Origin of the sequence: Anaerococcus sp. (assembly GCF_030825785.1) — a bacterium.
Taxonomy (GTDB): domain Bacteria; phylum Bacillota; class Clostridia; order Tissierellales; family Peptoniphilaceae; genus Anaerococcus.
In genome coordinates this window covers 36,941-62,475 of record NZ_JAPJPG010000003.1, presented here as the reverse complement: position 1 = coordinate 62,475, position 25,535 = coordinate 36,941, and the positions used below count along the sequence as shown (strand labels likewise).

At 37.4% G+C, this 25,535-nt stretch carries 25 protein-coding genes; 4 read left to right on the top strand and 21 right to left on the bottom strand.

The window, feature by feature from the left end; genetic code table 11:
- The 4 genes from RCH56_RS00990 to RCH56_RS00975 form a co-directional block, all read right to left on the bottom strand.
- Positions 1-198: YSIRK-type signal peptide-containing protein (locus RCH56_RS00990; RefSeq protein WP_306483131.1), on the bottom strand; the 198-nt coding region annotated here is incomplete at its 3' end.
- 592 nt (positions 199-790) lie between these two features.
- Positions 791-2,452: a hypothetical protein gene (locus tag RCH56_RS00985; RefSeq protein WP_306483130.1), complete on the bottom strand. Its 1,662-nt coding sequence runs from the start codon at positions 2,450-2,452 to the stop codon at positions 791-793.
- On the bottom strand, positions 2,445-3,167 hold the full coding sequence (locus tag RCH56_RS00980) for an ABC transporter ATP-binding protein (protein ID WP_306483129.1): 723 nt from the start codon (positions 3,165-3,167) through the stop codon (positions 2,445-2,447). The genes RCH56_RS00985 and RCH56_RS00980 overlap by 8 nt, the downstream gene beginning before the upstream one ends.
- Positions 3,168-3,392: 225 nt before the next feature.
- A complete protein-coding gene (locus RCH56_RS00975) occupies positions 3,393-3,878 on the bottom strand; it encodes a hypothetical protein (protein WP_306483127.1) in 486 nt (161 codons plus the stop codon).
- A gap of 733 nt (positions 3,879-4,611) precedes the next feature.
- Here RCH56_RS00975 and RCH56_RS00970 point away from each other — a divergent pair.
- Positions 4,612-5,181 (top strand): DUF3783 domain-containing protein, encoded by a 570-nt coding sequence (locus RCH56_RS00970; protein ID WP_306483125.1) that lies wholly within the window; start codon positions 4,612-4,614, stop codon positions 5,179-5,181.
- A 62-nt stretch (positions 5,182-5,243) separates the two neighbouring features.
- Here RCH56_RS00970 and RCH56_RS00965 read toward each other — a convergent pair whose 3' ends face one another.
- The 5 genes from RCH56_RS00965 to RCH56_RS00945 form a co-directional block, all read right to left on the bottom strand.
- On the bottom strand, positions 5,244-6,074 hold the full coding sequence (locus RCH56_RS00965) for a PHP domain-containing protein (protein WP_306483124.1): 831 nt from the start codon (positions 6,072-6,074) through the stop codon (positions 5,244-5,246).
- Positions 6,075-6,136: 62 nt separating this feature from the next.
- On the bottom strand, positions 6,137-6,373 hold the full coding sequence (locus tag RCH56_RS00960) for a Veg family protein (RefSeq protein ID WP_105301789.1): 237 nt from the start codon (positions 6,371-6,373) through the stop codon (positions 6,137-6,139).
- A gap of 90 nt (positions 6,374-6,463) precedes the next feature.
- The gene (locus tag RCH56_RS00955; RefSeq protein WP_306483123.1) at positions 6,464-7,846 is read right to left on the bottom strand and encodes an aminopeptidase; all 1,383 of its coding nucleotides are present in this window, start codon (positions 7,844-7,846) and stop codon (positions 6,464-6,466) included.
- A gap of 8 nt (positions 7,847-7,854) precedes the next feature.
- On the bottom strand, positions 7,855-9,708 hold the full coding sequence (gene htpG, locus RCH56_RS00950; RefSeq protein WP_306483121.1) for a molecular chaperone HtpG: 1,854 nt from the start codon (positions 9,706-9,708) through the stop codon (positions 7,855-7,857).
- Positions 9,709-9,826: 118 nt separating this feature from the next.
- Positions 9,827-10,183 (bottom strand): hypothetical protein, encoded by a 357-nt coding sequence (locus RCH56_RS00945; protein ID WP_306483120.1) that lies wholly within the window; start codon positions 10,181-10,183, stop codon positions 9,827-9,829.
- A 101-nt stretch (positions 10,184-10,284) separates the two neighbouring features.
- Here RCH56_RS00945 and RCH56_RS00940 point away from each other — a divergent pair, with 101 nt between their 5' ends.
- On the top strand, positions 10,285-10,512 hold the full coding sequence (locus RCH56_RS00940; RefSeq protein WP_105301785.1) for a DUF1858 domain-containing protein: 228 nt from the start codon (positions 10,285-10,287) through the stop codon (positions 10,510-10,512).
- 58 nt (positions 10,513-10,570) lie between these two features.
- Here the strand turns inward: RCH56_RS00940 and RCH56_RS00935 are convergent, their stop codons facing one another.
- The 4 genes from RCH56_RS00935 to RCH56_RS00920 form a co-directional block, all read right to left on the bottom strand.
- The gene (locus RCH56_RS00935; RefSeq protein WP_306483119.1) at positions 10,571-11,803 is read right to left on the bottom strand and encodes a dicarboxylate/amino acid:cation symporter; all 1,233 of its coding nucleotides are present in this window, start codon (positions 11,801-11,803) and stop codon (positions 10,571-10,573) included.
- Positions 11,804-11,880: 77 nt separating this feature from the next.
- Positions 11,881-12,396 (bottom strand): NUDIX domain-containing protein, encoded by a 516-nt coding sequence (locus RCH56_RS00930; protein WP_306483118.1) that lies wholly within the window; start codon positions 12,394-12,396, stop codon positions 11,881-11,883.
- A 56-nt stretch (positions 12,397-12,452) separates the two neighbouring features.
- The gene (locus RCH56_RS00925) at positions 12,453-14,105 is read right to left on the bottom strand and encodes a putative manganese-dependent inorganic diphosphatase (RefSeq protein ID WP_306483117.1); all 1,653 of its coding nucleotides are present in this window, start codon (positions 14,103-14,105) and stop codon (positions 12,453-12,455) included.
- 10 nt (positions 14,106-14,115) lie between these two features.
- On the bottom strand, positions 14,116-15,360 hold the full coding sequence (locus RCH56_RS00920; protein WP_306483115.1) for a hemolysin family protein: 1,245 nt from the start codon (positions 15,358-15,360) through the stop codon (positions 14,116-14,118).
- A gap of 113 nt (positions 15,361-15,473) precedes the next feature.
- Between RCH56_RS00920 and RCH56_RS00915 the strand changes: the two genes are divergently transcribed.
- Positions 15,474-16,787, top strand: a complete 1,314-nt coding sequence (locus tag RCH56_RS00915) for an NCS2 family permease (protein ID WP_306483114.1) — start codon at positions 15,474-15,476, stop codon at positions 16,785-16,787.
- A gap of 294 nt (positions 16,788-17,081) precedes the next feature.
- Positions 17,082-17,576, top strand: a complete 495-nt coding sequence (locus RCH56_RS00910; protein ID WP_306483113.1) for a tryptophan transporter — start codon at positions 17,082-17,084, stop codon at positions 17,574-17,576.
- 116 nt (positions 17,577-17,692) lie between these two features.
- Here the strand turns inward: RCH56_RS00910 and RCH56_RS00905 are convergent, their stop codons facing one another.
- The 8 genes from RCH56_RS00905 to RCH56_RS00870 form a co-directional block, all read right to left on the bottom strand.
- Positions 17,693-18,466: an ABC transporter ATP-binding protein gene (locus RCH56_RS00905; protein WP_306483112.1), complete on the bottom strand. Its 774-nt coding sequence runs from the start codon at positions 18,464-18,466 to the stop codon at positions 17,693-17,695.
- Positions 18,459-19,430 carry an ABC transporter ATP-binding protein gene (locus tag RCH56_RS00900; protein WP_306483111.1) on the bottom strand — a complete coding sequence of 324 codons (972 nt, stop codon included), beginning with the start codon at positions 19,428-19,430 and terminating at the stop codon, positions 18,459-18,461. Before RCH56_RS00900 ends, RCH56_RS00905 begins: the two co-directional genes overlap by 8 nt.
- Positions 19,427-20,245 carry an ABC transporter permease gene (locus RCH56_RS00895; protein WP_306483110.1) on the bottom strand — a complete coding sequence of 273 codons (819 nt, stop codon included), beginning with the start codon at positions 20,243-20,245 and terminating at the stop codon, positions 19,427-19,429. Before RCH56_RS00895 ends, RCH56_RS00900 begins: the two co-directional genes overlap by 4 nt.
- Positions 20,242-21,189, bottom strand: a complete 948-nt coding sequence (locus RCH56_RS00890; protein ID WP_306483109.1) for an ABC transporter permease — start codon at positions 21,187-21,189, stop codon at positions 20,242-20,244. Before RCH56_RS00890 ends, RCH56_RS00895 begins: the two co-directional genes overlap by 4 nt.
- On the bottom strand, positions 21,182-22,693 hold the full coding sequence (locus RCH56_RS00885) for an ABC transporter substrate-binding protein (RefSeq protein WP_306483108.1): 1,512 nt from the start codon (positions 22,691-22,693) through the stop codon (positions 21,182-21,184). Before RCH56_RS00885 ends, RCH56_RS00890 begins: the two co-directional genes overlap by 8 nt.
- Before the next feature lie 226 nt (positions 22,694-22,919).
- On the bottom strand, positions 22,920-23,216 hold the full coding sequence (locus RCH56_RS00880) for an MTH1187 family thiamine-binding protein (RefSeq protein ID WP_306483107.1): 297 nt from the start codon (positions 23,214-23,216) through the stop codon (positions 22,920-22,922).
- On the bottom strand, positions 23,217-24,491 hold the full coding sequence (locus RCH56_RS00875; RefSeq protein WP_306483106.1) for a M18 family aminopeptidase: 1,275 nt from the start codon (positions 24,489-24,491) through the stop codon (positions 23,217-23,219). It lies immediately after the preceding gene.
- Positions 24,492-24,560: 69 nt separating this feature from the next.
- A complete protein-coding gene (locus RCH56_RS00870) occupies positions 24,561-25,499 on the bottom strand; it encodes an alpha/beta hydrolase (protein ID WP_306483105.1) in 939 nt (312 codons plus the stop codon).
- Positions 25,500-25,535 lie beyond the last annotated feature (36 nt).

Genomic DNA, 25,535 nt, shown 5'->3' with positions numbered 1-25,535 from the left:
CTCAGCATTTTCTTCAGCTACAACTTGATTTTCGCTATCAAGTTCAGCTGCTTCTACTGAGGATGGAGATACTAGAAGTGCGTAACCTAGCATGCAAGATACTAATCCTATCGAAAGTTTTCTTGTAGCGTATTTTGGTTTTCTTATTGAGCCTTTTTGTTTTTTGTACTCAATAATTCTTTTAAATTTATTATCCATTTTTCCTCCAAAAATAATCGACAGACTCATACCCCATTATTGAGAGTCTATCCCAGTTACATTCATAAAAGACATAGGCTGCAAAAAAGCACTTCGTCTTATAATTATTCTATACCCGATTTTTTTCTATTTCAAACTTAATCACTAGTTTTTTAGCAATATTTGTCAAAATCCAACATTTTCCCAATATATATAAAATCCGGCTAATACCAGTATGTTTCAATGATATATTTCTTATACACACTAAACTAGTAAGAGGAAAGTGTTATATTTTTAACTTATTTTTGTCATTTTTTCAAAGTTTCTATTATATCACATATATATATAACATATATTTTTTATAGTTTTTTTGTATATTTATTGTATCATGAGCATAAAAATAGGGCTGTTGCAGAATGAATAAATCGTACCATTATCGTTAGAAGAACCTCCACGGAAAGTCTCACTAAGCCGACGGGCTAATCGTCTCCATCAGCCGGCGGGCGCCAATTGGCCTACCGGCCAGGAGAGGTAAAATTTCCTAAGAGAACCTTCTAACGATGGTACGATGATTATTCATAGTTTTGCAACAGCCCTCTGTATCTATTTGATTTTAAACATCCATAAATCCCTTTTTATATCTCTTATAAGCTAGTCCATAGAATATCGCTGTTAGGGCTATTACTATTAGGAAAGGGGCACCTATTCCTATAAGGACCTTGCCACCACTTGCACTCATCAAGACTACGGTAAGGATTACTAGGGCTACTATTACTACAAAGCTTATTATATAGTAGATAAAAAATTTCATTCCCCCTTGCATTAGCTCCTTTGGATTTTGCCAAGTGGTATTTATTCCTATGGTTGAAAGTAGTAAGCCTACTATGTTTGCTGATAAGGCTGCTAGGCTAAGGCCTAGGAATATCATTAAAGAATTCACCAGTCCTATTTGTAGGACAACTCCTATGATTAGGGTCATGATAAGATTGATTGGTAAGGCTATGGCCATGGCTGATAAGAGCCTTCCCTTCATGTGGCTTTTTGGGTCGACCGGTAGGGTTTGGATTAGGAAAAATCCCTTTCCTTCTCTTGAGAGAGAGTTGGAAGTTGGCGCCCCATTTATCCAAATCATAAGTCCTGCCGCGAAAGATATTGCGAAGAAATAGAACTTCGCCACTAGACTAAAGATATTCTCGTAGCCAATTTCTCCTACTATCTGCCTTCCTTGAGTAAGAGGCATAATAGTGAAAATCATGGCCATAAGGATTGGCGTGTAGAGAAACATTAGATTGCTTGTCATAATCCTTAAATCTCTCTTGGCTATAGCCATGACCTGGCCTTTTTGCTCTAATCCAACTGGTTTTCTCTTTTTATCTTGGTTAATCTTTTTGCTAGTTTTTTCTGTTACAGTATTTTCAAAAACTGACTCGTAGTAGAATTTACTTGCTAACTTATAGGCTATAAAAGTGATTAGGCCAGCTAGGGCGAAAAGTACTATAGTCGAAAGTAATCTCTGACCGATTCCTCCTGTTAGGGATAGGCCAAATAGCTTGGCTTGGAAGAAGATATTGGACACAGCTTGGTTTTTACTTGTGACATCTACCATTCCATTTGCAAACTTATCAAAACTATCTCCAGACTGTCCGGACTTGAAGGAGAAGTAGTAGATTAGGCCGATTATAGCAAACATCAAGACATAGCCTAGGTTTTTGAAAAGCTTCTTGTGTCTGTTGACATTGGTAAACTTCTTGATGATTAATAATATTATAGAAAGAATGCTATAAGGGATTAGAATCATTGGAAAGAAGTTGATTATTCCAAGAAGGAGTGTCCCTAGGTCAAATCCTACAGCAGAGAAGTATAGGAAAAGCCCCAAGAGGAAGAAGAGGAAGTAGTCGAAAAATGACAAGACTCCTCCAAATATCTTACCCAGGAAAAGTTCACCCTCAGTTATGGGCATGGTCTGGTAGTTTGCTATAGACTTTTCTGTAAAGAAATCAGAGTAAATCTTAGCTCCGTGAAGGAGGAGGACTATTACAGTCATTAGCATGGCAAAGACCGTAAAGTACATGGCTTCCTTCCCACTTTCTACAAAGACCTTGACAGATGAGCCCATGACAAGGTAGAAGAGAAAGCCAAAGAAGAGATAGGACCAGATAAGACTAAGGAGCCTTCCCAGATAGTTTTTGGGCATGCCCGCTATTTTCTTTGATGGAAAATATGGGAAGAACTGTTCCTTGAAGGCGTATTTTGTGATAGTCTTTATATTATTCATCAGTAAGCTCCAAGAATATTTCTTCAAGTGAGCCTTCTCTGTTGGCAGCATGTTTTATTTCATCGAAGGTGCCGACTGTGATGATCTTACCCTTGTTAATAATCGCAATCCTATCGCAAAGCTCTTGGGCAATTTCCATAACGTGGGTTGAGAAGAAGACAATCTTTCCTGCCGCCGCCCTTTCTCTTAAGATTTGTTTGAGATTGTAGGCGGATTTGGCATCAAGACCTACCATAGGCTCGTCTAGAAATATTACAGGTGGATCATTGATCAAAGCTCCTATTAGGGCAAGCCTTTGGGCCATACCGTGAGAGTAGCTTGAAATCTGATTGTCCATGGCATCCTTTAGGTCAAAAAACTCTAGATAATAGTCGAGCCTTTCCTTACGAGTCTTACTATCTATGCCGTAGATATCTGAAACGAAGTTTATATATTCATTGCCCGAATAGTTCTCGAAAAGGTCTGGATTATCAGGCACATAGGAAAACTCGCTTTTGTAGGCCTTGGCATCTTCTTCAAGACTTTTGCCATTTATACTAATCTTACCACTTGTTTTTGAGTTGATTCCTACTATGCTTTTTATAGTAGTGGACTTACCTGCTCCATTTGGACCTAAGAATCCAAATATCTCTCCATCATTGACAGTAAAAGAAATATCGTCAACGGCCTTTTTGCCATTGGAATAAATCTTTGAAAAATTCGAAACTTTGATCATTATTACTCCTTTCTAATTTCCAATTTCTAACTTATTTAATGGTAACATATATGCCTTAAGCTTGTAAAACATTGCTTATTTATCTCGAAATATAAATCCGAGATAAACTAAAACTTACTCTTTTTATTCTCTTAGACAGTGAGCTAAATATAAAAAAAGGTGGCAAGAACATACAAGTCCTATCCCACCACCCCTATTCTTATATAAATTTTAAAATTCCTACTTCTAAAGATCCTTATATTCCTTAATCTTTCTTATATCGTATGCGATTTTTCTCTTCTCAGACAAAAGTTTCATTAGGACCTTTTGGACTGACCTAGCAGACTTACTTATATCTACTTCCTTCTTCCTAAGCTTGTACCTAAAGGCTATATCGCTTGCCTTACCGTTAATTCTCGAATACTCACTAACCTTTGATGGAAGATAGAGCTTATTTGCTAGTTTCTCATCAAAGATAAGAAGGTTTGAGTGAAAATCAAGAAGTTCTTCTTGTATTCTTCCAATGGACTTGTTGGCATTATGGTTCTTGTTTGCCCTGAGGAAGTCTCCCACGATATTTCCCCTGAGGAATTTTTTCCCTGTAAAGTCTGAGCTTTTTCCCACCCTTCTAGAAGATATCAAGATATCATTATAAATTTTTCTCGCATCTTTTATATATTTATCAACTTCGACCTGTCTTTTGTAAAGTTCATTTAATTTTTCTTCAATCATAATTTCCTCCGTATAGATTCTTAATTTATTTATACCCAAGTGAGGGAAAATATAAAATTTGTCAAAGGTAGTAATAGGATATTTTCAATTTCATCTTTGATCTATGATAATAATAACGTTGAGACCTCTCCTTTTCCCCGCCACCTCGAACTTTACGTGAGAGGTCTACAGAACTTTGGGACATATTTGATCTTAGATTTTGTTAGGCGTGTATTTTCGTATATAACTTAAACTTTTTTATCCACATGTCATCATAGACTGCAGATCTCTCACATGCGTTCGAGATGGCGTAAAGGTGTTAGTTGCAATAACTATGATCATTAAAAGAATTATACTTTTACTATTTCTAGGAGATTTCTCCAGTCCTCTATTAGCCGGACGGGCTTGTATCGAAACAAGGGAAGAGGAGAGAAAACTTTGTTTTCTTTCTCCTCTCTAGTGTCGAGCGTAGTCGAGACATCTCCTCGGATTTCATAAACTATATTGTCTCTATTATTTACGTGTCATCTTAGAATGGAGACCTCTCCGATCCTCTATTAGCCGGACGGGCTTGTTTCGAGGTAAGGGAAAGGCAAGGTCGAGGTGAAGGATAAGCAAGGTCTAGGCAAGGTGAATTTTTCATTCTGGCGAAATAAGGGCGTAGGAAGGTTTACACTGACTTATAAATCCTATAATTTGTCTTATTCCTCCTATATTAGTATACTTATGATATATAGTAAAAAGAGAGGTAAATATGGCAGAAATTTTATTTTACAATCCTATAGATATGGATAAATACGATAGATTTAAGAAAATAGCTAAGGAAAATGATATAAAAATAATCGAAGTAGGAAAGGATCATCTGGACTATACAATAGGTCACCTGCTTGGAATAGAGGGCTTTAGCGAGGATAAAAAGGAAGTTAGAGATGACGATTACGATCTAGACTTTGACTTTACCTTATTTAATGGCTTCGAGAATGAAGAGCTATTCGACCTTCTAGATAGCCTAAGAGAAAATAATGCAAGTGTTCAACATAAGGCAGGCATTACAGAAAATAACGTAAAATGGACCCTAAGGGAACTTCTCAAGGAAAACGACAGAGAAGCCAAGACCATGGGACTGATCTATAAGATCAACCAACTTATAGAAAAATCAGAAACCCTCGCCGACAAATACGGAGAAGATGAAAAAATCACTAAACTAATAGGAGAAATTAGCGACTACTTCAACGACTCTTCAATCTTTGAAATAGAAACAGCCAAAAAATACTACCTAACCCTCCTAGACGAAACTCTAAGAGTAGAGAAGGAAAATGAATAATAGATAAATTAAAAGGTAATCAGGAAAATTTCTGGATTACCTTTTTTGGTGAACAATTTCATTTATAATTTCTTTCCCGACTTTTGAAGAAGCTTATCGAATTCTTCCTTGCTTAGGCCGAACTTTCCTAGAAGGTGTTTTGCTGGGTCGTGGAAGTCAGATCCTCCTGAACCAATGAGATCATACTTTTCTGCTAGGTTTTTTGTTAGGTCAAAGTCCTCTTCTTTCATTAGTCTGTGGGATATTTCTATTCCTCTTAGGCCGAAGGATACGTATTTTCCTACTTCTGGGTAGTTTTCGTACTGGCATGGATGGGCAAGGATTGGGATTGCTCCATCGGCAAGGGCTGCCTTTATTCCATCTTCAACGTCTATATAGCCCATTTCTAGGTTCTTACTTTTATCTTTCATAGAGCCAAAAACTTCCTTGAAGGTGAAGTTTTCTTCTGGATATCTTTCATTAAGAGCCTGAAGGATATTGGACTTAAAGACTATAGAATATGGGGAGAATTTCTTGCAGGCCTTATAGTCTATATCGTAGCCCTTCTCCTGTAAGTCTTTTATTAATTTCCTGTGATTTTTATCCCTTTTTTCTAGAAATTCACCACAAAGTTTGTCTATATGAGGGGTCTTATCTGGAAGAAAGAGGGCTACTATGTGGACTTTTTTGTCTACTTGGTAATCATAAGAGCTTATCTCAACTCCTTTGACCGTCCTTATACCGATTTCTTTTGCTTTTTCCCTTATTATTTCGTATTGATCTGTCGTATCATGATCTGTTATGGCAAGGACTTTGATGTTAGCTTCTTGAGCAAGAACTAGAAGCTCTTCTATTTCCAATAGTCCATCAGAGTGATTGGTGTGGGAATGTAAGTCTGCATATATTTCTTTCATTTTTTCTCCTTTATAAATCACAAAAATAAGACCCTGTGCAATCATGCAACAAGGTCTTATATTTAATTTGCTACAAGTTTAACTGTTGATGTCAATATATCTGAATAAGTGTAAGACACTGTTCTTTCTACATCGAAATCATTGTTAACCCTAACTGTAAATACGCTTGGGAAGGCATTAACTATGACACCAGTCTTAGTCTTGATTCTTTTTCTTCCCATATCTGCTTTGAGAATAACTTCCTTACCCACATTACTTCTTACTTCATCTCTAATATCTTGAACTGATTTATGTGCCATTTAATCATCCTCTCATTCATTATGAGTACTATTATACTATGAATCATAAGTAATGTCAAATTTATAATTATACGCTCTTTAGTGACCTTGTCAAATATTTTCGTAGAAAGATTTGTAGGCCCTATAAGTCTCGTAAACATCGGCTTTGCTTACAAGTTCTAGTGGGGCGTGCATGGAGATTACTGGCGTTCCACAGTCTACTACCTGCATTCCGTATTCTGCGAGGATGTAGGCTATAGTTCCTCCACCACCTTGATCGATCTTTCCTAGCTCTCCTGTTTGCCAGATTGCTTCTCCCTTATCGAAGGCAAGTCTTACTTCTTGGAGGAACTCTGCATCTGCATCGTTTGAGCCACCCTTTCCTCTTGCTCCGGTGTATTTGGTTAGGCAGACTCCGTGGCCGAGCTTGGCAGTGTTATTTTCCTCTGTAGCTTCCAGGAAGTTTGGATCTTCTGCGAGTGTTACGTCTGCTGAGAGAACTTTGGAGTTTTTCATAGCTCTTTTAAAGCTTACTAGGTTTACTCCTCCAGCAAGGTTCATAAGTTCTACTACAGTGTTTTCGAAAAATTGAGAGCTCATTCCTGTAGCTCCTACTGATCCTATCTCTTCCTTGTCGACAAATAGTCCTACTAGGGTCTTTTTAGGATTTTCGCTTTTCAAAATGGCACGGAGGGAAGTGTAGGCACATACCTTATCGTCGTGTCCGTAGGCCATAATCATTGATGAGTCAAGACCGACAAGTCTCGCCTTATCTGCAGGGACTACTTCAAATTCTGCTGTGAGGAAGTCCTCTTCTTCTATATTATATTTATCATTTAAGATTTGTAGGATGTTTTTCTTAACTGGATTGTCTTTTTCATCTTCTAGTGGGATTGATCCAACTAAGATATTTAATTGTTCTCCTTCTATAACTTCAGCTGCCTTTTTTTGGTTTAAGTCTTTGGAAAGGTGAACTAGAAGCTCTGAGATGAAAAATACTGGCTCATCTGCTTCTTCTCCTATAGATACTTCGATTTTCTCGCCTTCCTTATTATAAACGACTCCATGAAGGGCTAGGGGAATATTGATCCAGTGGTATTTTTTGATTCCACCATAATAGTGAGTCTTAAGATACGCTATGTTTTTTGATTCGTAAAGAGGAACAGGCTTTAGGTCAAGTCTTGGGCTATCTAGGTGGCTTCCTACAATATTCATTCCAGCCTCGAAGTCTTCGCTTCCAATTACGAAAAGGGCTACGGCCTTTTGCCTATTTATAGCATAGACCTTATCACCTGCTTCAAGCTTTCCTTCTTCTATGACCTCATCTATGTTTCTAAAGCCAGCTTCTTCTGCCCTTTTTACGATTTCTTTTACTGCGAGCCTTTCTGTCTTGGACTTATTCATAAAGTCCATGTAGTCGGTAGATAGGCTTTCTAGCTCGTCTTTTTTGGCTTGGTCAATGTTTAGCCAAACATTTTTTCTTTTGTATTCCATTATTTCTCCTAAATTAATTTCCATATATTTTTGGTATAGGCTACTGGATCGTCTATTTCTAGGCCTTCCATTAGTCTTGCTTGATCTAATAAGAGATTTACAATCATCTTTGCCTTATCCTCATCCTTGTCCATATTTTCCTTTAGGATATCGAAGGCCTTGGTGGACTTGTTTATCTCAAGGACTTTATCTGCCTTGATGCCCATAGCTTGTGGTTGGTCCTTCAAGGTCTTTTCCATCTCGATTGAGACTTCTCCCCTTTGCTTGATCATTGATGGTAGGTCAGCAAGTTTGTCGGTAAATCTTACATCTACTACATCTTCTGGAGTGTTTTCCTTAACAAAGCCTGCTAGTTTAGTAAGGGCTTCGTCCTTTTCTTCGCCTTCTTTTTCTTCTTCCTGATTGATTGATTTAAAAGGAAGATCCTTGTAGTCTTTTAGCATCTTGATTAGGAATTCATCTAGCTTTTCATCTAGGAGAAGGACATCCCTATCTTCATCTACTAAAGCTAGGGCTGGAGAATTCTTGATTTTTTCTAGACTATCTCCCACTGCGTAGAGGATTTCTTCATCAGTGGACTTCATATTTTCCTTATACTCAGCTAGACTTATTAGCTTATCTTCTTTTCTTGAATTAAAGAGCAAGAGATCTTCAAGATCAGCCTTGTTTGCTCCATATGATTCATAGATTGATACCTTTAAGCTATTACCAAATTCCTTAAAGAAGGTCTCGTATTTTTCCCTATCATTTTTCATCAAATCAGCTAGGGCTTGTTTGATCTTCTTGTTGATTTGCTTAGCAATAAGTCTAACTTGTCTGTCTTGTTGGAGGGTTTCTCTTGAGATATTTAGGCTAATATCGTCACTGTCTACCACACCCTTTACAAAAGAGAAGCTATCATCTAAGAGGTCTTCTGACCTATCCATAATTTTAACTCCGTGGGAGTATAGCTCAAGGCCCTTCTTGTAATCCTTGGAGTAAAAGTCAAATGGAGCCTTCTTTGGTATATATAAGAGAGTCTTAAAGCTTACCAGACCTTCAACTGCGAAGTGTACCCAGGAAAGTGGCTCATCAAAACCATAGTGGCTTTCCCTGTAGAAGTTGATATAATCCTCATCCTTAAGGTCGCTCTTTTTCTTTTTCCAGATAGGCTCGTTGGAATTTAGGATATCATAGTCTTTGTAATCTTCATATTTAGGTTCATCTTCTGTAGAATCCTCGCTTTGTCTTGTCTTTGTTACAAGCATCTTGATAGGGTATCTGATATAGTTAGAATATTTCTCTACAAGAGACTGAATCCTATATTGGTCGAGGAAATCATCGTAGTTGTCATCTTCTGTATTTTCCTTAAAGAAAAGCTTGATGTCAGTTCCGTGACCTTCCTTATTCGCTTCCTTAATTTCGTAAGATTCTGCATTCACTGACTCCCACAAGTAAGCCTCATCCTCGCCGAACTTTTTCGTAAGGACTTCGATCTTATCTGCTACCATAAAGGCAGAGTAAAATCCTACACCGAATTGGCCTATTAGGTCCTTGATATCAGAGTCTTCAACTGATTTTCTGAAGGCTTCTGTACCAGATTTGGCAATTGTTCCGAGATTTTCTGTAAGGTCTGTCTCATTCATTCCAATTCCCGTATCTCTGATCGTTAGGCTTCTTTCGTCCTTGTTTGGGATTAGTTCTATATAATAGTCCGCCTTGTCGGTAGAATTATCGCTTTTTAAATCCTTGTAATATAATTTATCTAGTGCGTCTGAAGCATTGGATATCAACTCTCTTAGGAAGATTTCCTTGTTGGTATAGATGGAGTTGATCATAAGATCCATTACTTTTTTGGCTTCAGCTTTAAATTCTTTTTTCATTTATCCTCCTTAGCACTCTTTGTGTTTGACTGCTAATATTATACTAAGCTCTTGCGATTTTTCAATCGAAAAGCTTTGCCGACATCACTTATATAGCAAAAAGCTATTAAGAAATTATTTAGCTTAAATCTTTCCCATCCTCTCTTAATCTCTTAGTCTTTTCAAAGATCTCATGTTGGATATTTTTTCTTTTCTCAATCAAGATTTCCTTCTCTTGGCTAATTATCTTCTTAGATCTTCTCGTAAGAATAATCAAGGCTAGGGCAAATGTTATGATAAAAATCCCGATCTTTTGTCCATCACTTAATCCCATTTGTCCTCCTAGTAAAAAGACTATAAAAGAAATCACCAAAGGGAAAAGGAAAATTTTCCAAAAGGAAACTGCCTTATTTAGTCCTTCTATCTCTTCATTTATCCTAAAAAGATTCTTCCTATCTTCGCTTATATCTTCTAATAATTTTATCTTTTTGTCCATACTACCTCCTATATATATTATATAATAAATCAATCCCTAGTAAAACACTTTGAATCATTCTATTTTTGTAGTAAAATAATACTAGCAAGAAGGAGGTCTATATGGCTTTAGAAGAAAATAAAACAACTGATAAAACTAGCGAAAAGAAAATCACTCGTGATATGATAATAGGCGAGATAATTCAAATAAAACCTGAAGCTATCAACACACTTTTGATGGCAGGAATGGGATGTATCGCATGTCCATCTTCCCTCTATGAAAGCCTCGAAGAAGCTTGCATGGTACACGGAATGGATTGCGACTACCTACTTGAAGAATTGAATAAATAAAAACAAATCCACCCCGCAAGGTGGATTTGTTTTTTAAGTGCGGATTGTATCCGCTTTTTTATTTGGAAAGTTTCCCTTTTCTTCTAAGTCTTTCGGTATTTATTATAGAAGCAGTTGCATCTCCTGTGATATTTAGGGTAGTTCTTCCCATATCGAATATCCTATCGATTCCTGCTACTAGGGCGATTCCTTCTACAGGAAGACCTACTGATTGAAGGACCATGGCAAGCATTATCATTCCGCTTCCTGGAACTCCTGCTGTTCCTATAGATGCTAGAGTTGCTGTAAGGACTATATTTACCATTTGACCAATTGTTAAATCTATTCCATAACAAGAAGCAATAAATACTGCGCACACTCCCTGATAGATTGCTGTTCCGTCCATGTTTATGGTAGCTCCTAGGGGTAGGACGAAGCTTGTTACGTCATGATCTGCTCCAAGTTCTTCGCAGCATTTGATGTTGATTGGGATAGTTCCTACTGATGATGCTGATGAGAAGGCAAACATTATAGCTGGTGCCATGCCCTTGAAGAATTTTATAGGGCTCAGTTTAGCCAAGGTCTTTATGGTAAATGAGTAGACCACAAGGCCGTGTAGTAGATAGGCAAGGTAGGCTACAAGTAAGACTGATGCGAGAGATCCTATAATCATGGCACCATTTTCTGCTATTACTGGAACGAGCAAGCAAAATACACCTATTGGAGATAAGCTTAGGATTAACTCCATTGCCTTCATAAATATTTCATTTAAGACATCAACTGCCCCTATTGCCTTAGCTTGGCTTTCTTTTTTGATAAGTAGGATAGAAAATCCGACAATCATTGCTCCTACGATTATCTGGAGCATGTTGGCTTCTACCATTGGGCTTAGGAAGTTATTAGGAAAGATATTTACTAGGGTGTCCATAAAGGAGACTTTTTCCCCAACTTCATATTCCAAGTTTGTCGTAGCTATTACTGGAAATATTTTCTTAAATATATTGGCAAAGCCCAGGCCTATTACTATGGCACAGGTTGTGGTTAAGAAATAATAAATTATGGTAAAAATTCCGACTTCTCCGACCTTCTTAATATCTCTCATGGAGACAATTCCTCCAATGATTGAGAAAAATACTATCGGAGTTACTATAAACTTGATTAGATTTAGAAATATATCACCGAATGGTTTGATATACTCATTTAAAATCTCTGCCTTACTTTGTAGTAAAAGACCTAGGATAACCGCCGAAACTAAGGCGATTAGGATGTTTCTTGTAAGATTCGATTTCTTTTTCACTTTCTTTTCTGACATATATTCCTCCTTTTTCTTTCTATAAATATATCACAAAAATGCTTTTCTTTGCAATTTAAAAGAATTTTTTTGATTCCCTAGATTTCTACTACTCTTAGGTCATCATTTAGATCAAAGAGAAGCTTGATAAAGTTTTTCTTGTATCTTACAAATCTATCCCTGTCCATAAGATCCATTACTTTATCGAAGCTTGCCCACTTACAAGCCGCCACTTCTTCTTCCTGAAGAGATACTTCGCCTAGATTTATATTTTCCCTTACTAGATAGAAATCATCGAAGCCATATTTGAAGTTGGCTGTGATGATGGGTCTTGTATTTGTAAAATCTAACTTAATACCTAGCTCTTCTCTAAGCTCTCTAGCTATAGCTTCCTTGCTAGTCTCTCCAGCGCTTGCTGCTCCTCCACAAGTGATGTCCCACAAGTTTGCCATAGACTTTGTCTTTTGTCTTTTCTGGATAAGAAGATTGCCCCAATCATCAAATATCAATAGGTGAACTATGAGCCTGTAGGTATCTTCCGGCATCTTCTCCCCTCTTATGTAGGTCCCGCCTGTCTTTATCCTGTTTTCATCATATAAGTCTAATATTTCCATTTTTCCTCGCAAAAAACCTAGGCCGCTTCTCTTGTGAGAATAAGCCTAGGACGTATTTATCTATCAGCCATTACAGCTGCTGTTATTCTTGGTATTACTTGTTTCTTACGGCTTAAGACTTTTGGTGCATTGATGGTGCCCTTGTCTGTAATTTCGCCAAACTCCTCTTTTATAGAATCGAAATGCTCACCTACTACAAGAAGCTCGCTTCTCTCATTAAATATATCTGTAAGGACTAGGACGAAGGTAGATTCGTTTTTGGATTTGATTTTCTTATCCATCAAGTCTTTTAGCTCATCCATAATTGGAAGGAGCTCTTCTGGATTCATGGTCATAACTTGACCGACTCTAAAGTCTTCTCCGCCGATATTGAAGGTCTTTACATCTCCTTCTACCAAATCACTTGCAGACTTTCCCTTTAGGGAAGTCGCTGCCCTAAACATCTTATCAGCAAATTCTTCTGGGTTAAGGTCTGCAATCTTGCTCATCCTATCTAGAATTCTCCTGTCGGTATCAGTAGTTGTTGGAGATCTAAACAAAAGTGTGTCTGATATCATAGCAGCACAAAGAATCCCTGCAATTTCCTTGCTTGGTCTGATTCCACTTTCTAGATACATCTCAGAGATTATAGTTGCGGTAGATCCTACTGGCTCTGCCCTAAAGAATACTGGTCCTGTAGTTAGGATATTGGCTACCCTATGGTGGTCGATTATCTCTTGGATTTCTGCTTCTTCTATATCGTCGATTGATTGGTTTCTCTCGTTATGGTCTACCAGGATCAAATTTTTCTTATCAGATGAGATAAGATGGTATCTTGATACAGATCCTACGACTCTTTTTGTTGAGTCCACTACTGGATATGACCTAAATCTTGACTTAGCCATGGCATCTCTTACCGTATCTAGATTATCATCTTCAGTAAAATAAATTAGATTATCTGTAGTCATCACGTGGCTAACTGGAATAGTCATCGGAAGAAGCCTTGCTGTCATGAAGGAATTGTATTCTGTAGATAGGACTGTAACATCATTTTCCCTAGCAAGTTCAACCATTTGATCATTCATCTCTGCCCCATGGGTTAGGATTAGTAGGGCGATTTTCTTATTTAGGATATATTCATAATAGTCATCCCTGTTTCCTGAGATAATAATATCTCCTTCAAGGAAAACTTCATCCAAGGTCTCACCATCCTCATCATTCATGGCAAAGACAGTCATCTTTCCATCATAGGCCCTTGGATTTTCAGGAAGGTTGATTATTCTCGCAGCAAGAACATCTATGATATTATCAATTGGAGTCTTACTTCTGCCCAAAATCTTGTCATCCCAAACGTCCATATAGGCACGGGTGATGTTAGAAAGGGAGGCGATTCCTTCAATTTTCCCATTGGCGTCTACAACAGAAAGAGAGTTAGCATCTCCCTTTTGGAAGATTTCCCAAGCAGACCTTATGGCAATGGAAGGATCTATGATATTTCCCTTATCTATGTCAAGGTCTTTGACTTGAAGCTTGATCGATTCCTTAAGCTTTGGTGGCTTAAGGCCAAAATAGTCTAGGACGAACTTGCTTTCTGGATTAAGCTTGCCTAATCTAATTGGAATTGCCTTGACTTCACCGAGTCTGTTCTTAAGGTCAGCATAGGCTAGGGCACTCATTATAGAATCTGTATCAGGACTCTTGTGGCCTGTGATATAAACTACATCTCTCATAATAACTCCTTTATATAAAATTTACTTTGAGCATCTCGATTTTATATCTGTCGACTTGAAGGACTGTGATAGTCATGTTGTTAATTTTGATAGAATCTCCCTTGTTAGGAATCCTAGAAAGATTATCAATCACAAAACCTCCTATAGAGTCGTTTTTGATCTCCTCTAGATTCGTATCAAAATAGTCGTTGAAATCATTTAAGTGGATTGAAGGATTGACCAAATATTCCTTATCATTTATCTTATAAATTGTCTCATAGGCAGAATCATATTCGTCATCGATCTCTCCTACAAGCTCTTCTACTATATCTTCTATAGTTACTAGGCCGCTTGTTCCGCCGTATTCATCGATTACAATAGCAAGGGAAAGATTCTCCCCTCTCATGGTTGTAAATAGGTCAAAGATGTGCATATTATCATAGACATAATAGGCTGGCCTTATACAATCGATAAGCTTTAAGTCCTTTTCAGAAATCATGTGACTTACTAGGTCTTTCATATGAAGGATACCTAGGACATTGTCTATATTTTTGCCGTAAACTGGAATCCTAGAATGATTGGAGCCTTTAAGGAAGGCCTTAAGTTCATCAATAGGAATATCCACTGGAATAGCTTCCATATTGGTCCTTGCTGTCATGATATCTGATACGTCGGAGTTACCGAATTCGAAGACGTTATTTATCATTTCGCTTTCTTCGTTATTGATTACTCCCTGCTCTTCTGACACATCAACTATAGTCTTTAAGTCTTCTTCTGTTACCCTATCGTTATCCGTGCTATCGCTTATAAAAAGTTTTCCAATTGAATTTGTAATAAGTCCTAGGATAAAGGATAAGGGAGTAAGTATTATATTTAAAAACCTAATAGGTTTAGCAACCTTTAGGGACAATCTTTCTGAGTTTGCAGTAGCTATATTTTTGGGAGTTACTTCTCCAAAAATTAGAACAACTATTGTTAAAATTATAGGTGAAATTACAGCACCCTTAGGACCGAAAACATCTGTAAAAAATATGGTCGCTATGGTGGTCGTTACAATATTTACTATATTATTACCAATAAGGATGGTAGTCAGTACCTTGGTGATATTATCTACTAATTTTTTAAGTATATGGGAGTTTTTAACTCCGTTTTTTTCCATTTGTCTAATTTTAAATGTGTTAATACTTGTAAGGGCTGTTTCTGATGAGGAGAAAAATGCCGAAAACATCACTCCCAAAATTATAAGAATCAGCTGAATTATATTGATAGTCGTCAAAACGTCCTCCTTCTTATATTATAAGCTAGATTTTATTAAATTAAAAGGGGAAAATATGAATTTATGGGATTTAAGTATATAATAAATGTGTATCATAAATAAGGGAGGAAAAAATGGCAGAAAATTCATTTTTCGAAAAAGCTTTTAAATTAAAAAAGCATGGTACAGACACTAGAACAGAAATAATGGCAGGTATTACTACATTTATGACCATGTCATATATTCTAGCGGTAAATCCTCAGATTCTATCAGAATCCGGCATGGATTACGGGGCAGTTTTTACAGGCACTATCATCGCAAGCGTGATAGCAATGCTATTTATGGCTTTTTATGCAAATCTTCCATTTGGAATGTCAGCTGGTATGGGGCTTAATGCTTTCTTTACCTACACAGTTGTTATGCAAATGGGCAAAACTTGGCAATTCGCACTCACAGCAGTATTTTTAGAAGGCCTTATATTCTTACTTTTATCTTTCGTGGGTGTCAGAGAAGCTATCTTTAACTCAATTCCTATCAATCTCAAAAAGGCAGTTTCAGTAGGTATCGGTTTATTTATCGCAGAAATCGGTCTACTAAATGCAGGAATCCTAAAGGTCGGCGATATCTCACTATCTCTTGGAGAGTTAACTAATGCAAATGGATTTATCTTTTTCTTTGCACTTATCATAATGGTAGTACTTACTGCAAGAAATGTTAAGGGAGCCTTGTTATGGGGAATCTTAGTATCTACAATTTTATCCCTAGTCCTTGGAGTAACACATTTTCCTGACTCACACATTGTAAGCCTACCACCTTCAATTGCACCAGTATTTTTCAAGCTAGACTTTTCAAATGTCTTCTCACTTGAAATGTTCTCAGTACTCTTCTCCTTCCTCTTTGTCGATATCTTCGATACACTAGGAACACTTACAGGAGTTGCTACTAAGGCAGATATGCTCGATGAAGACGGAAACTTACCAGAAATCAAAAAGGCTCTTTTGTCAGATGCTATAGGAACTACAATAGGCTCTATGGTTGGAACAAGTACAGTAACAACTTTCGTTGAATCCTCATCAGGAGTTGCAGAAGGTGGAAGAACTGGTCTTACAGCCCTTGCTACTGCAATATGCTTTGTAATAGCAGCCTTCTTCTTTCCGGTATTTTCAATAATACCAGCTTCAGCTACGGCAGCAGCACTTGTTACAGTGGGATTATTCATGATTACTACAGTTGTGGACATTGACTTCTCAGATATATCAGAAGCCTTCCCAGCCTTCATGACAATCTTAATGATGCCACTAACATATTCTATAGCAGAAGGTATATCATTTGGAATGATCTCTTATGCGATAATAAAGCTTCTAACAGGAAAGGCTAAGGACGTTTCACCACTAATTTATGTCCTTGCACTTGTATTTATCCTAAGATATTTATTGCCACTTTTTTAGAATAGTTGACAAAAGTTTAAAATAGATTTATAATTATATCAATAATAATCGTAGATAGAAGTAGTAAGAAGATTAAAAGACCTACAGAAAGGAAATGGTTGATGAGAATTTCTGGATTTTAACTTGTGAATGGATCTATCAGATCAATGGTGAATCTAGTAGCCGGCGGGTCTTCCCACCTTACAGGGATAGGATATGTATGTATCTAAAGCGCCTTAGTAAGGCAAGAAGGATGGCACCGTGGGCCTATGCTCGCTCCTATATGGAGCGGGCTTTTTTTATTAGGAGGAAATTATGAAAACTAGAAACTTAACTATATCGGCAATATTTATGGCACTTGGACTTGTCATGCACTTTTTGGTTCCACCAATCTTTGGCGGAGTAAAACCTGACTTTCTCTTGTCCATGATGTTTATCTCCCTTATCATAGCAGGTGATATCAAGGAGGCTATCCTTATTGGAGTAGCGGGTGGGATAATGAGCGCTCTTACAACAAGCTTTCCTGGTGGACAAATTCCAAATTTTATAGAAAAAATCATAGTAGCTATTATAGTTTTTCTTCTTATCCAAAAATTTGGCAAAGGCTTAAACAAATACCAAACAGTCTTTATCTACGCCCTTGGAACCCTACTAAGCGGAGTATTATTTTTGCTTTTAGCCTTAGGGATTACTAAGCAAATGAATCTGTTTATCCCATCCCTTCCAGTAGTTCTCGTAGCTATGGTAGTTAATTCGATTTTTGGCTTGATGCTTATGAATGCTTACAAGAAAATAGAAAAAATGATTTGAAGAGAATAACGAGGTCCCAAGAAATAATCCTTAAGACCTCGTTTTACTTTGCTTACTTATCCTTAAATAGGCTATAATATTTAATTTATCTTAGTCTTATAAAATGACCTATACTTTTAAATTCTAATAGACTTAAAAAGCTCCTTGGTATAATCTGCCCTCTCTTCTTTTCCTATATCTTCTGTCTTGAAGAGATCAACCAATTTTCCATTGTAGAGGACCCCTATTCTATCTGATAGATAGGCTATTACATTAAGGTCGTGGGATATGAAAAATGTAGTAAATTGGTGAATTTCTTGAAGTTCTTTGATAAGATTTAGGATTTGGGCCTGGATACTTACATCAAGTGCGCTTACTCCCTCGTCTATTATAAGAAACTCAGGATCTATAAGAAGGGCTGCAGCTATAGCAATCCTCTGTTTCTGTCCTCCAGAAAGCTTACTAGGAAGATAGTCTAGGACGTCTACTTCCATCTCGATTTCTTCAAGTATTTCCCTAATCTTCTCCTCTCCTCCGTCCTCATAGAGGTCGTGGATTTTAAGGATTTCTCTTAGAGAAAATCCTATAGTCTTTTTGGGATTAAGGGCTTGGTAAGGATTCTGAAAAACCACTTGGACATTTTTCCTATATTCTTTGAGCTCTTCCTTGGTGAATTTGCTAATATCCTTATCCTTAAAGTAAATCGAACCACTAGTTTCTTTGACTAGCCTTAGGATAATATTTGATAGGGTTGTCTTACCAGATCCGCTTTCTCCTACAAGGCCAAAGATCTCGCCCTTCTTTACAGCAAATGTTACATCATCTAGGGCGATTTTATCTTTTTTCCTAAAAAACAGGGAGGAATCCTTGAATATTTTTGTAATATGTTCAATTTTTAAAATCTCATCCATTATTTCCTCCATAGAGATGGCAGTTTACCTCGCGGTCTTCCTTTCTCGTAGTTTCTGGGAAGCTTTCCCTACAAATATCCATAACATAATCACATCTGTCGGCGAAAGGACAGCCTGTGTTAGGCCTATTTTTAAGATCTGGAACATGGCCATTGATATTGTATAGCTTCTCTCCTCTTTTCCTAAAGTTTGGCACAGCCTTTAGGAGGGCTTTCGTATAAGGATGGAGGGGATTTGCTATTACGTCAGAGGTCTTCCCCCTTTCGACAATCCTTCCTGCATACATTATCATTACAGTCTTTGATATTCTCTCTATTAAATTAAGATCGTGGCTTATAAAAACTATAGCTCCCTTATAGATCATTGAAATTTCTTTAAAGAGATCTATGATCTGGGCTTGGACCTTGGCATCGAGGGCTGTAGTTGGCTCATCTGCAATAAGAACATTGGGATTTGCTATAAGGCTCATAGCTATTATTATCCTTTGTTGCATTCCTCCAGAAAGCTCGTGGGGATACTTATTATAGAGGCTTTCTACATCTTTTAGCCCACATTTTTCCATAGTTTCTAGGACAAGTTTTCTTCTTTTATCCTTATCAAAGTCATAGTGGATTTTTAGGACTTCTTCGATTTGCCCTCCGACCTTCATCAAGGGATTTAGGGCAGAGCCTGGCTCTTGGAAGACTGTGGCTATATTACGTGACCTGTATTTCTTCCACTCCTTATCGCTTAAGCCCAAAACCTCTATATCCCTTAGCTTAACCTCACCTGACTTAACTATAGCCGCTTGAGGTTCTATTCCTAAAATAGTTTGGGTAGCAACGGTCTTTCCGCAGCCACTTTCTCCTACAAGACCTACAAAGTCATTTTCATAAAGATCAAAGGATAGGTGATTTACTGCGTTCTTATCCCCATTTTCTGTGGGAAAGGCCACCGTAAGGTCTTTTACTTCTAATAATTTCATCTTTCTGCCTTCTCCTTTAATCTTTCATTTCTAAACTTCTCTCCATAGAGGGTAAAGCCTAAAACCAAGAGGCTTAGACAAATTCCTGTCGCTATAAAATAATAAGGGGCCTGGTTAAAGTAAATTTGGCTCTCCTTTAGCATCCTTCCCCAAGAAGGATCTGGTGGCCTAACTCCAAGACCTAGGTAGGATAAGCCACTTTCTGCAAGGATGGCTTGGGAGATGGAAAGGACTATGGCAACCATGACTTGGTTTTTGATATTAGGCATGATGTGATTTATCGCTATATAGACAGGTCCTGCTCCCTTTACTACAGCTGATTTTACGAACTGGGCGTTTTTAACTTGAAGGAATCCACTTCTTACAACTCTTGCAAAATAAGGAATAGACATGATTCCTATAGCAAAAATTGTATTGATTAGGCCTGAACCAAAGACAGATACCAGCATCATGGCAAAAAGTATTCCAGGAAAGGCCATTAGGGAATCTATAAGACGCATGAGGATCTCGTCAACCCTTCCTCCAAAATAACCTGCACAAGCTCCTATTATAGAGCCTAGGATAAGGGCAAGACCTACCGTCCCAAAGGAAAGGACTATGGCGTACTTACTTCCTTCCATAAGTCTTGATAGGATGTCTCTTCCCATATTATCAGTCCCAAAAGGATGGAGGAGGCTTGGAACCATAAGTTTTTGGCTAGTCTCTATGGCATTTGGATCATAGGGAGTCCAAAATATCGATACAAGAAAAACTAGAAAATAGAAGCCTATGATAAATTTTCCTATACTAATTGCTATTTTGTTATTCTTTATCATTTTCCACCTCTTATTCTTGGGTCAATTAGGCCGTAGGCTATGTCTATGATGAAGTTTATAAAAATTACCAAGAAGGCCACAGCTATTACGACTGACTGGATCAAAGGAAAGTCTCTCGATGAGATAGATGCTACAATCAAAGAGCCAATCCCCGGTAGGGCGAAAACATTTTCTATGATTAAAGATCCTCCAACACTTGATGTAAGACTCATTCCTATTACTGTAATTACAGGAATTAGGGCGTTCTTTAATACATGTTTGTATAAGATTTCCTTAAGGGTCATCCCCTTCATCCTCGCTGTCCTTACATAGTCCTTGTTGATTTCATCTAAGATTGCCGCCTGCATATATCTAATAATGGTTGCTATATTAGGTATGGCTATGGCAAGGGACGGCAAAAAGAAGCTCTTAAGTCTCTCAAAGAAGCCTCCCGCCATGGCATTGTAGGAGAGGGTATCAAAGATATCAAGCTTAACTGCAAATACATAAATTAGCAAAAAGGCCAACCAAAATGAAGGTATGGAAATACCAAGCTGGGTTATGGCCGTTATGATTGATGAATACCACTTATCAGACTTCAAGGTGATTTGAATTGAAAGCGGGATTGCTATTATTATCGATAGGATTAGGGAGTAAAGGGTTAAGGTTAGGGTTACTGGAAGCTTTCTTAGAAAAAGTGTGCTTACAGGCATCCTGTATTTAAGGCTTTCTCCCATATCTAATCTCAAAAGCCCTCCTATCCAGGATATATATCTTTGAAACATTGACTTATCAAGCCCAAGCTCCATTTCGAGAGCCTTTATCTGGGCTGGATCTGCCTCTGTTCCTAGTATTATTTCGGCAGGGTTACCTGGAATTATTTGAAATACTAGAAATATTAGGACAGATACAAAAAACAAAGTCAATATTATAGACAAGAGCTTTTTTACAATTGCTTTAGTCATTTTTCTTTTCTATATCCTCTAAATTTATCTTTTGTACTGGGTAGGACTTAAGTCCTGTAAGGTCCTTGTTTAGGGCTTGGTTGTTGTCAGGGTCTGTTAAGAAAACTGATCCTGCATCTTCTGCCATAAACTCTTGGGCATCTTTTACATTCTGGATTATATCTTCTTCAGCATCTGCACTTTGGGCTGCCTTTATAGCCTCGTCATAGGCTTCTGACTTGTAGTTGATGAAGTTTTTATCATTAGTTGATACATATCTATCGATTACTCTGATTGGATCAACATAGCCTATAAAACCTGAAACTGTAGCCTCATAGTCCTTATCCTTGTATACCTTGCTTAACCAAGTAGAAAACTCGATTGGATCAAGTGTTACATCGATTCCTACCTTGCCTAGTTGGGCTTGGATTAATTCTGCTGTGTCCATATGATATTTATAGTCACTTGGCACAGTTAGTTTCACAGAAAAACCGTCCTCAAGACCTGCTTCTTTTAGAAGTTCCTTGGCCTTTTCTGGATTGTAAGGATATTTTTCTTCCATATCATTGTAGTATTCCTTAAGGGCTGGGGAGAAGTTTGATACAAGCTTACTTGCCCTGCCACCTGCTGCTGTATTTATAATCTCATCCTTATCGACTGCGTAGGCTACAGCTTGTCTTACCCTCATATCATCGAAAGGTTTAACATTGTTATTAAGACCTAGGACTTGAACTAAGTTTTGTGGGAAGGAATGGATATCGCAAGTTTCTTCTATTTGGCTTAGCTCATCATTAGTAAGTCCTGTAGCAAGGTCAACGTCCTTGTTGTTTAGGGCCATGATTAGGGTTTGTCTGTCAGCGATCCTTAGAATTTCTACATCAGCAAACTTTGCAACATGGTCTTTTCTGTGATAATCGTCAAATCTTTTTAGCTTCATTCCCTCACCTGGTGTGTAGGAAACAAACTCAAAAGGACCTGTACCAACTGGTTTTGTTTGGTTGTCAGCATAGTCTTTTTGGACTATTGGTTGAGTATTTAAGAAAATAAAGGAATTGGATTTTTCCTTTAGTTTGATTTTAATTTCTGTAGGTGATACTACTTCCATTGATTCTATTTGGGCAAACTTAGAAGATTTTGGCTCTCCACTTGTGAGTCCTGCTAGGATATCATAAGTGTAGTAGACATCATCTGCAGTAAAGTCCTTATCATTGTGGAATTTGACCCCTTCTTTTAATTTGAAATCATAGGTAAGGCCATCTTCACTTATCTCGTAAGATTCACAAAGGTCAGGAACTAGATTTCCATCTTCATCCACATCGAAGAGTCCATCAAATACTTGATCCATTATTGTCTTGGTATCTCCTGCCGTAGCATTGAAAGGATCGAGCGAATCGATTTCTGTATACATGGCTACTTTAAGTGGCGCATCGCTTGTTTCGATATTTTCCTTCTTATCCTGATTGCCGCAAGAAGTTAGCAGTAAACCTGCTAGGGCAAGGCTTACGAATATGTTTCTCTTTTTCATAATTCCTCCTAGAATTCTACTGTGTTGGCAGACTCCTCTTTATAATCATATGAGCTAATCTAAGTAATAATTCATTTCTAAAGCTATAATTTCACCTAGACTTATGCATTTAATTAGAAAAATTTTACCAGCACTATCCAACATCATTTACTACTATTGTAACAAATAGTTAAATTTCTAACAAGATTTTTTCAAAAAAAGAATGGACCGCTATAGGCCCATTTCCTTACAATTTATCCTCTACTGATTTGATTTTTTGTTCCATAGATGATTTTTTATCTCTCCTATCGTCCATCTTGATTACAGAATACACCCTATCTGCCCCCTTATCAAAAACAGATTCTTGCATTTTTCTTATAACTTCAAGTGCCTTGTCGGCATCTGCCTCTATTACTGTTCCCATAGGGTTTAGTTTATATTTTACCCCTTCTGCCATTAGGATTTTCTCAGCTTCTGCTACGTATTTGCTTACTGATGTTTCCTTAGTTCCTATTGGTATTAGGCATACTTCTACTACTGCCATTTAATCCTCCTCGTAAAATCTCTTGTAAATCTTATAAGCGTCCATATGATCCTCTATTCCTCCAAGCTCTCTTATAGAATGCATGGCAAGAATTGGTTCACCGACGTCTATACTTCTTATACCCAAATTTGCTGAAGCTATTGGTCCTATGGTAGAACCACCTTGTTTGTCGTTTCTATTGTGGAAAGTTTGAAGCTTTAAGCCTAGGTCTCTTGCAATTTTAACTATCCTTGCCTTGCTAGAAATATTTGTACTATAGGCACCATTTGCAGCAATTTTTATAACAAGTCCCTCATTCATCCTAACTTCGTTAGTTGGATCAGAAAAGCCTTTGAAGTTTGGATGGATTGCGTGGGCTTGGTCGGCACTTATCAAAAATGAGTTTTCAATTGCTATCTGATAATCTTCCTCATTCCCTCCACTTAAAAGGGTAAATCTTTTTAGGCAATCTCCTAAAAATGGTGAGAAAGCACCTGTTCTTGTCCTTGAACCAATCTCCTCGTTATCATTTAAGATTAAGGCATTTGTCTTTGTAGAATCGGAATTTACAAAGGCCATAAGAGAGGCGTGGACAGATCCTAGGTTGTCAATTCTACCTATTTGATACATGTCATTTATGACCACCCCTTTTTGTCTATCGTACAAGGACAAATCATAATCTATTATGGCTTTTGGGTCAATCCCTAGATCTTCTCCTATTAGCTTTTGGATGTAGCCGTCCTTTTGGGACCTGTCTTTGATAGTAGTGATGATAGGATACAAATTGTCTTGTGGATTGTAGGAAAAGTCCTTGTTTACAGTCCTATTCATATGAATTGCAGCATTTGGTATTGTTAGAAGGTCTTTATCTATATTTATCAGACTAGATACTAGCTTGCCTTCTTTTTCATAAACTACTTTTCCAGCAAGTGATAAAGTCCTATCAAGCCATGTCGAATAAATCATCCCTCCATATACTTCAACATTTAGCTTGAGATATCCATTCTCTGCCATTTCTGGATTGGATTTTACTTTAAAAGTTGGACTTTCTGTGTGTGATCCAATTATATCAAAACCATCTCTTAAATCTTTTCCGAGATTTATGGCAAAAAGAGCAGTTCCATCACGAACTACAAAATATTTGCCCTTTTCTTTGATATCCCACTTTTCATTTTCAAAAAGTTCTTTATAGCCATTTTCCCTTAAAATCTTACGAGCATTTTCTACTGCATAATAGGAAACTGGACTATCATCAATAAATTTTATTAAATCTTTACTAAATTCTAAACTATTCATACTTATATCATACCCAAAATTATCCTTCCTTCATTTTGAAATAAGATAAGCTTGGTGATTGTGATGATTTTAATATTTAGCTAGGAAAGTTCCTATAAGATTCTTAAAGCCTTCGGGATCAGTCTTTGAAAACTCACAGTGGCCGAAGTCTTCTCCTGTATAGATTTCTTTCTTGCTTGAGTTTATAGACTCATAGACCTCCCTACCCATATGATAAGGGGTCATAATATCTATCTTTGAATTTATTACAAGGACAGGGATTGAGATATCTGCCTGTCTTGCCCACTTAGTAGAGTCTATATCTTCTAGGCCAAAGCCTAATTTCATCTTTAGGAAGGAGTTTCCCAAAAATCTCATGAAACTTTGAGGAATCTTCTCCTCCTCTTCGACTTTAGCTAAGACCTCATCTACCATTTCCCTACTATCTCCTAGAGGGCAGTCTAAGATTAGGTAGTCAATATTTGAACTATCCCTACTAGCAGCAATAAGACTAGTCGCTCCTCCATAGGATTCGCCATAAAGGATAATCTTCTCATCTGGATACTCCTTTTTTATGTAATCAATCGCATCCAAACAATCAAGAGACTCAAGGACCCCATAGGTATTGTAAGGCGCAAGATTATCCCCAGAATTTCTCTGATCGTAGATTAAAAGAGAAAAGCCCAAATCATAGAAAATCTGACCTTGGGTTGAAAGAGAATACTTAGTCCCTCCCATACCATGAACCATGAGGAAAATCCCCTTAGCTTGTGGATTTTCGATAAATACGGCAGGAATTTCATGTCCATCTTCGCTTGATTTTATCTTGATTTCTTTGATATCTTTTCCTTGAGCAAACTCATTGTAAGCTTCATTATAAGAAGCTAGGTTTTTATTGGTCTCTTCCCTACTTACATTTTCAGTCATCCCATCGAAGGTAGCCTTGCCGATAAAGATAGAAAAACCGATAAAAAGAATTATGATTATAGTTAAAGTTACACCAAGTCCAATCTTAAATTTTCTCCTCATAAAAGCCTCCAAAATACTTCTTATATATATTATAAG

Coding starts and splice junctions, on each gene's coding strand:
- RCH56_RS00985 (WP_306483130.1), bottom strand. CDS start 2,452: ATGAATAATATAAAGACTATCACAAAATACGCCTTCAAGGAACAGTTC.
- RCH56_RS00980 (WP_306483129.1), bottom strand. CDS start 3,167: ATGATCAAAGTTTCGAATTTTTCAAAGATTTATTCCAATGGCAAAAAG.
- RCH56_RS00975 (WP_306483127.1), bottom strand. CDS start 3,878: ATGATTGAAGAAAAATTAAATGAACTTTACAAAAGACAGGTCGAAGTT.
- RCH56_RS00970 (WP_306483125.1), top strand. CDS start 4,612: ATGGCAGAAATTTTATTTTACAATCCTATAGATATGGATAAATACGAT.
- RCH56_RS00965 (WP_306483124.1), bottom strand. CDS start 6,074: ATGAAAGAAATATATGCAGACTTACATTCCCACACCAATCACTCTGAT.
- RCH56_RS00960 (WP_105301789.1), bottom strand. CDS start 6,373: ATGGCACATAAATCAGTTCAAGATATTAGAGATGAAGTAAGAAGTAAT.
- RCH56_RS00955 (WP_306483123.1), bottom strand. CDS start 7,846: ATGGAATACAAAAGAAAAAATGTTTGGCTAAACATTGACCAAGCCAAA.
- htpG (WP_306483121.1), bottom strand. CDS start 9,708: ATGAAAAAAGAATTTAAAGCTGAAGCCAAAAAAGTAATGGATCTTATG.
- RCH56_RS00945 (WP_306483120.1), bottom strand. CDS start 10,183: ATGGACAAAAAGATAAAATTATTAGAAGATATAAGCGAAGATAGGAAG.
- RCH56_RS00940 (WP_105301785.1), top strand. CDS start 10,285: ATGGCTTTAGAAGAAAATAAAACAACTGATAAAACTAGCGAAAAGAAA.
- RCH56_RS00935 (WP_306483119.1), bottom strand. CDS start 11,803: ATGTCAGAAAAGAAAGTGAAAAAGAAATCGAATCTTACAAGAAACATC.
- RCH56_RS00930 (WP_306483118.1), bottom strand. CDS start 12,396: ATGGAAATATTAGACTTATATGATGAAAACAGGATAAAGACAGGCGGG.
- RCH56_RS00925 (WP_306483117.1), bottom strand. CDS start 14,105: ATGAGAGATGTAGTTTATATCACAGGCCACAAGAGTCCTGATACAGAT.
- RCH56_RS00915 (WP_306483114.1), top strand. CDS start 15,474: ATGGCAGAAAATTCATTTTTCGAAAAAGCTTTTAAATTAAAAAAGCAT.
- RCH56_RS00910 (WP_306483113.1), top strand. CDS start 17,082: ATGAAAACTAGAAACTTAACTATATCGGCAATATTTATGGCACTTGGA.
- RCH56_RS00905 (WP_306483112.1), bottom strand. CDS start 18,466: ATGGATGAGATTTTAAAAATTGAACATATTACAAAAATATTCAAGGAT.
- RCH56_RS00900 (WP_306483111.1), bottom strand. CDS start 19,430: ATGAAATTATTAGAAGTAAAAGACCTTACGGTGGCCTTTCCCACAGAA.
- RCH56_RS00895 (WP_306483110.1), bottom strand. CDS start 20,245: ATGATAAAGAATAACAAAATAGCAATTAGTATAGGAAAATTTATCATA.
- RCH56_RS00890 (WP_306483109.1), bottom strand. CDS start 21,189: ATGACTAAAGCAATTGTAAAAAAGCTCTTGTCTATAATATTGACTTTG.
- RCH56_RS00885 (WP_306483108.1), bottom strand. CDS start 22,693: ATGAAAAAGAGAAACATATTCGTAAGCCTTGCCCTAGCAGGTTTACTG.
- RCH56_RS00880 (WP_306483107.1), bottom strand. CDS start 23,216: ATGGCAGTAGTAGAAGTATGCCTAATACCAATAGGAACTAAGGAAACA.
- RCH56_RS00875 (WP_306483106.1), bottom strand. CDS start 24,491: ATGAATAGTTTAGAATTTAGTAAAGATTTAATAAAATTTATTGATGAT.
- RCH56_RS00870 (WP_306483105.1), bottom strand. CDS start 25,499: ATGAGGAGAAAATTTAAGATTGGACTTGGTGTAACTTTAACTATAATC.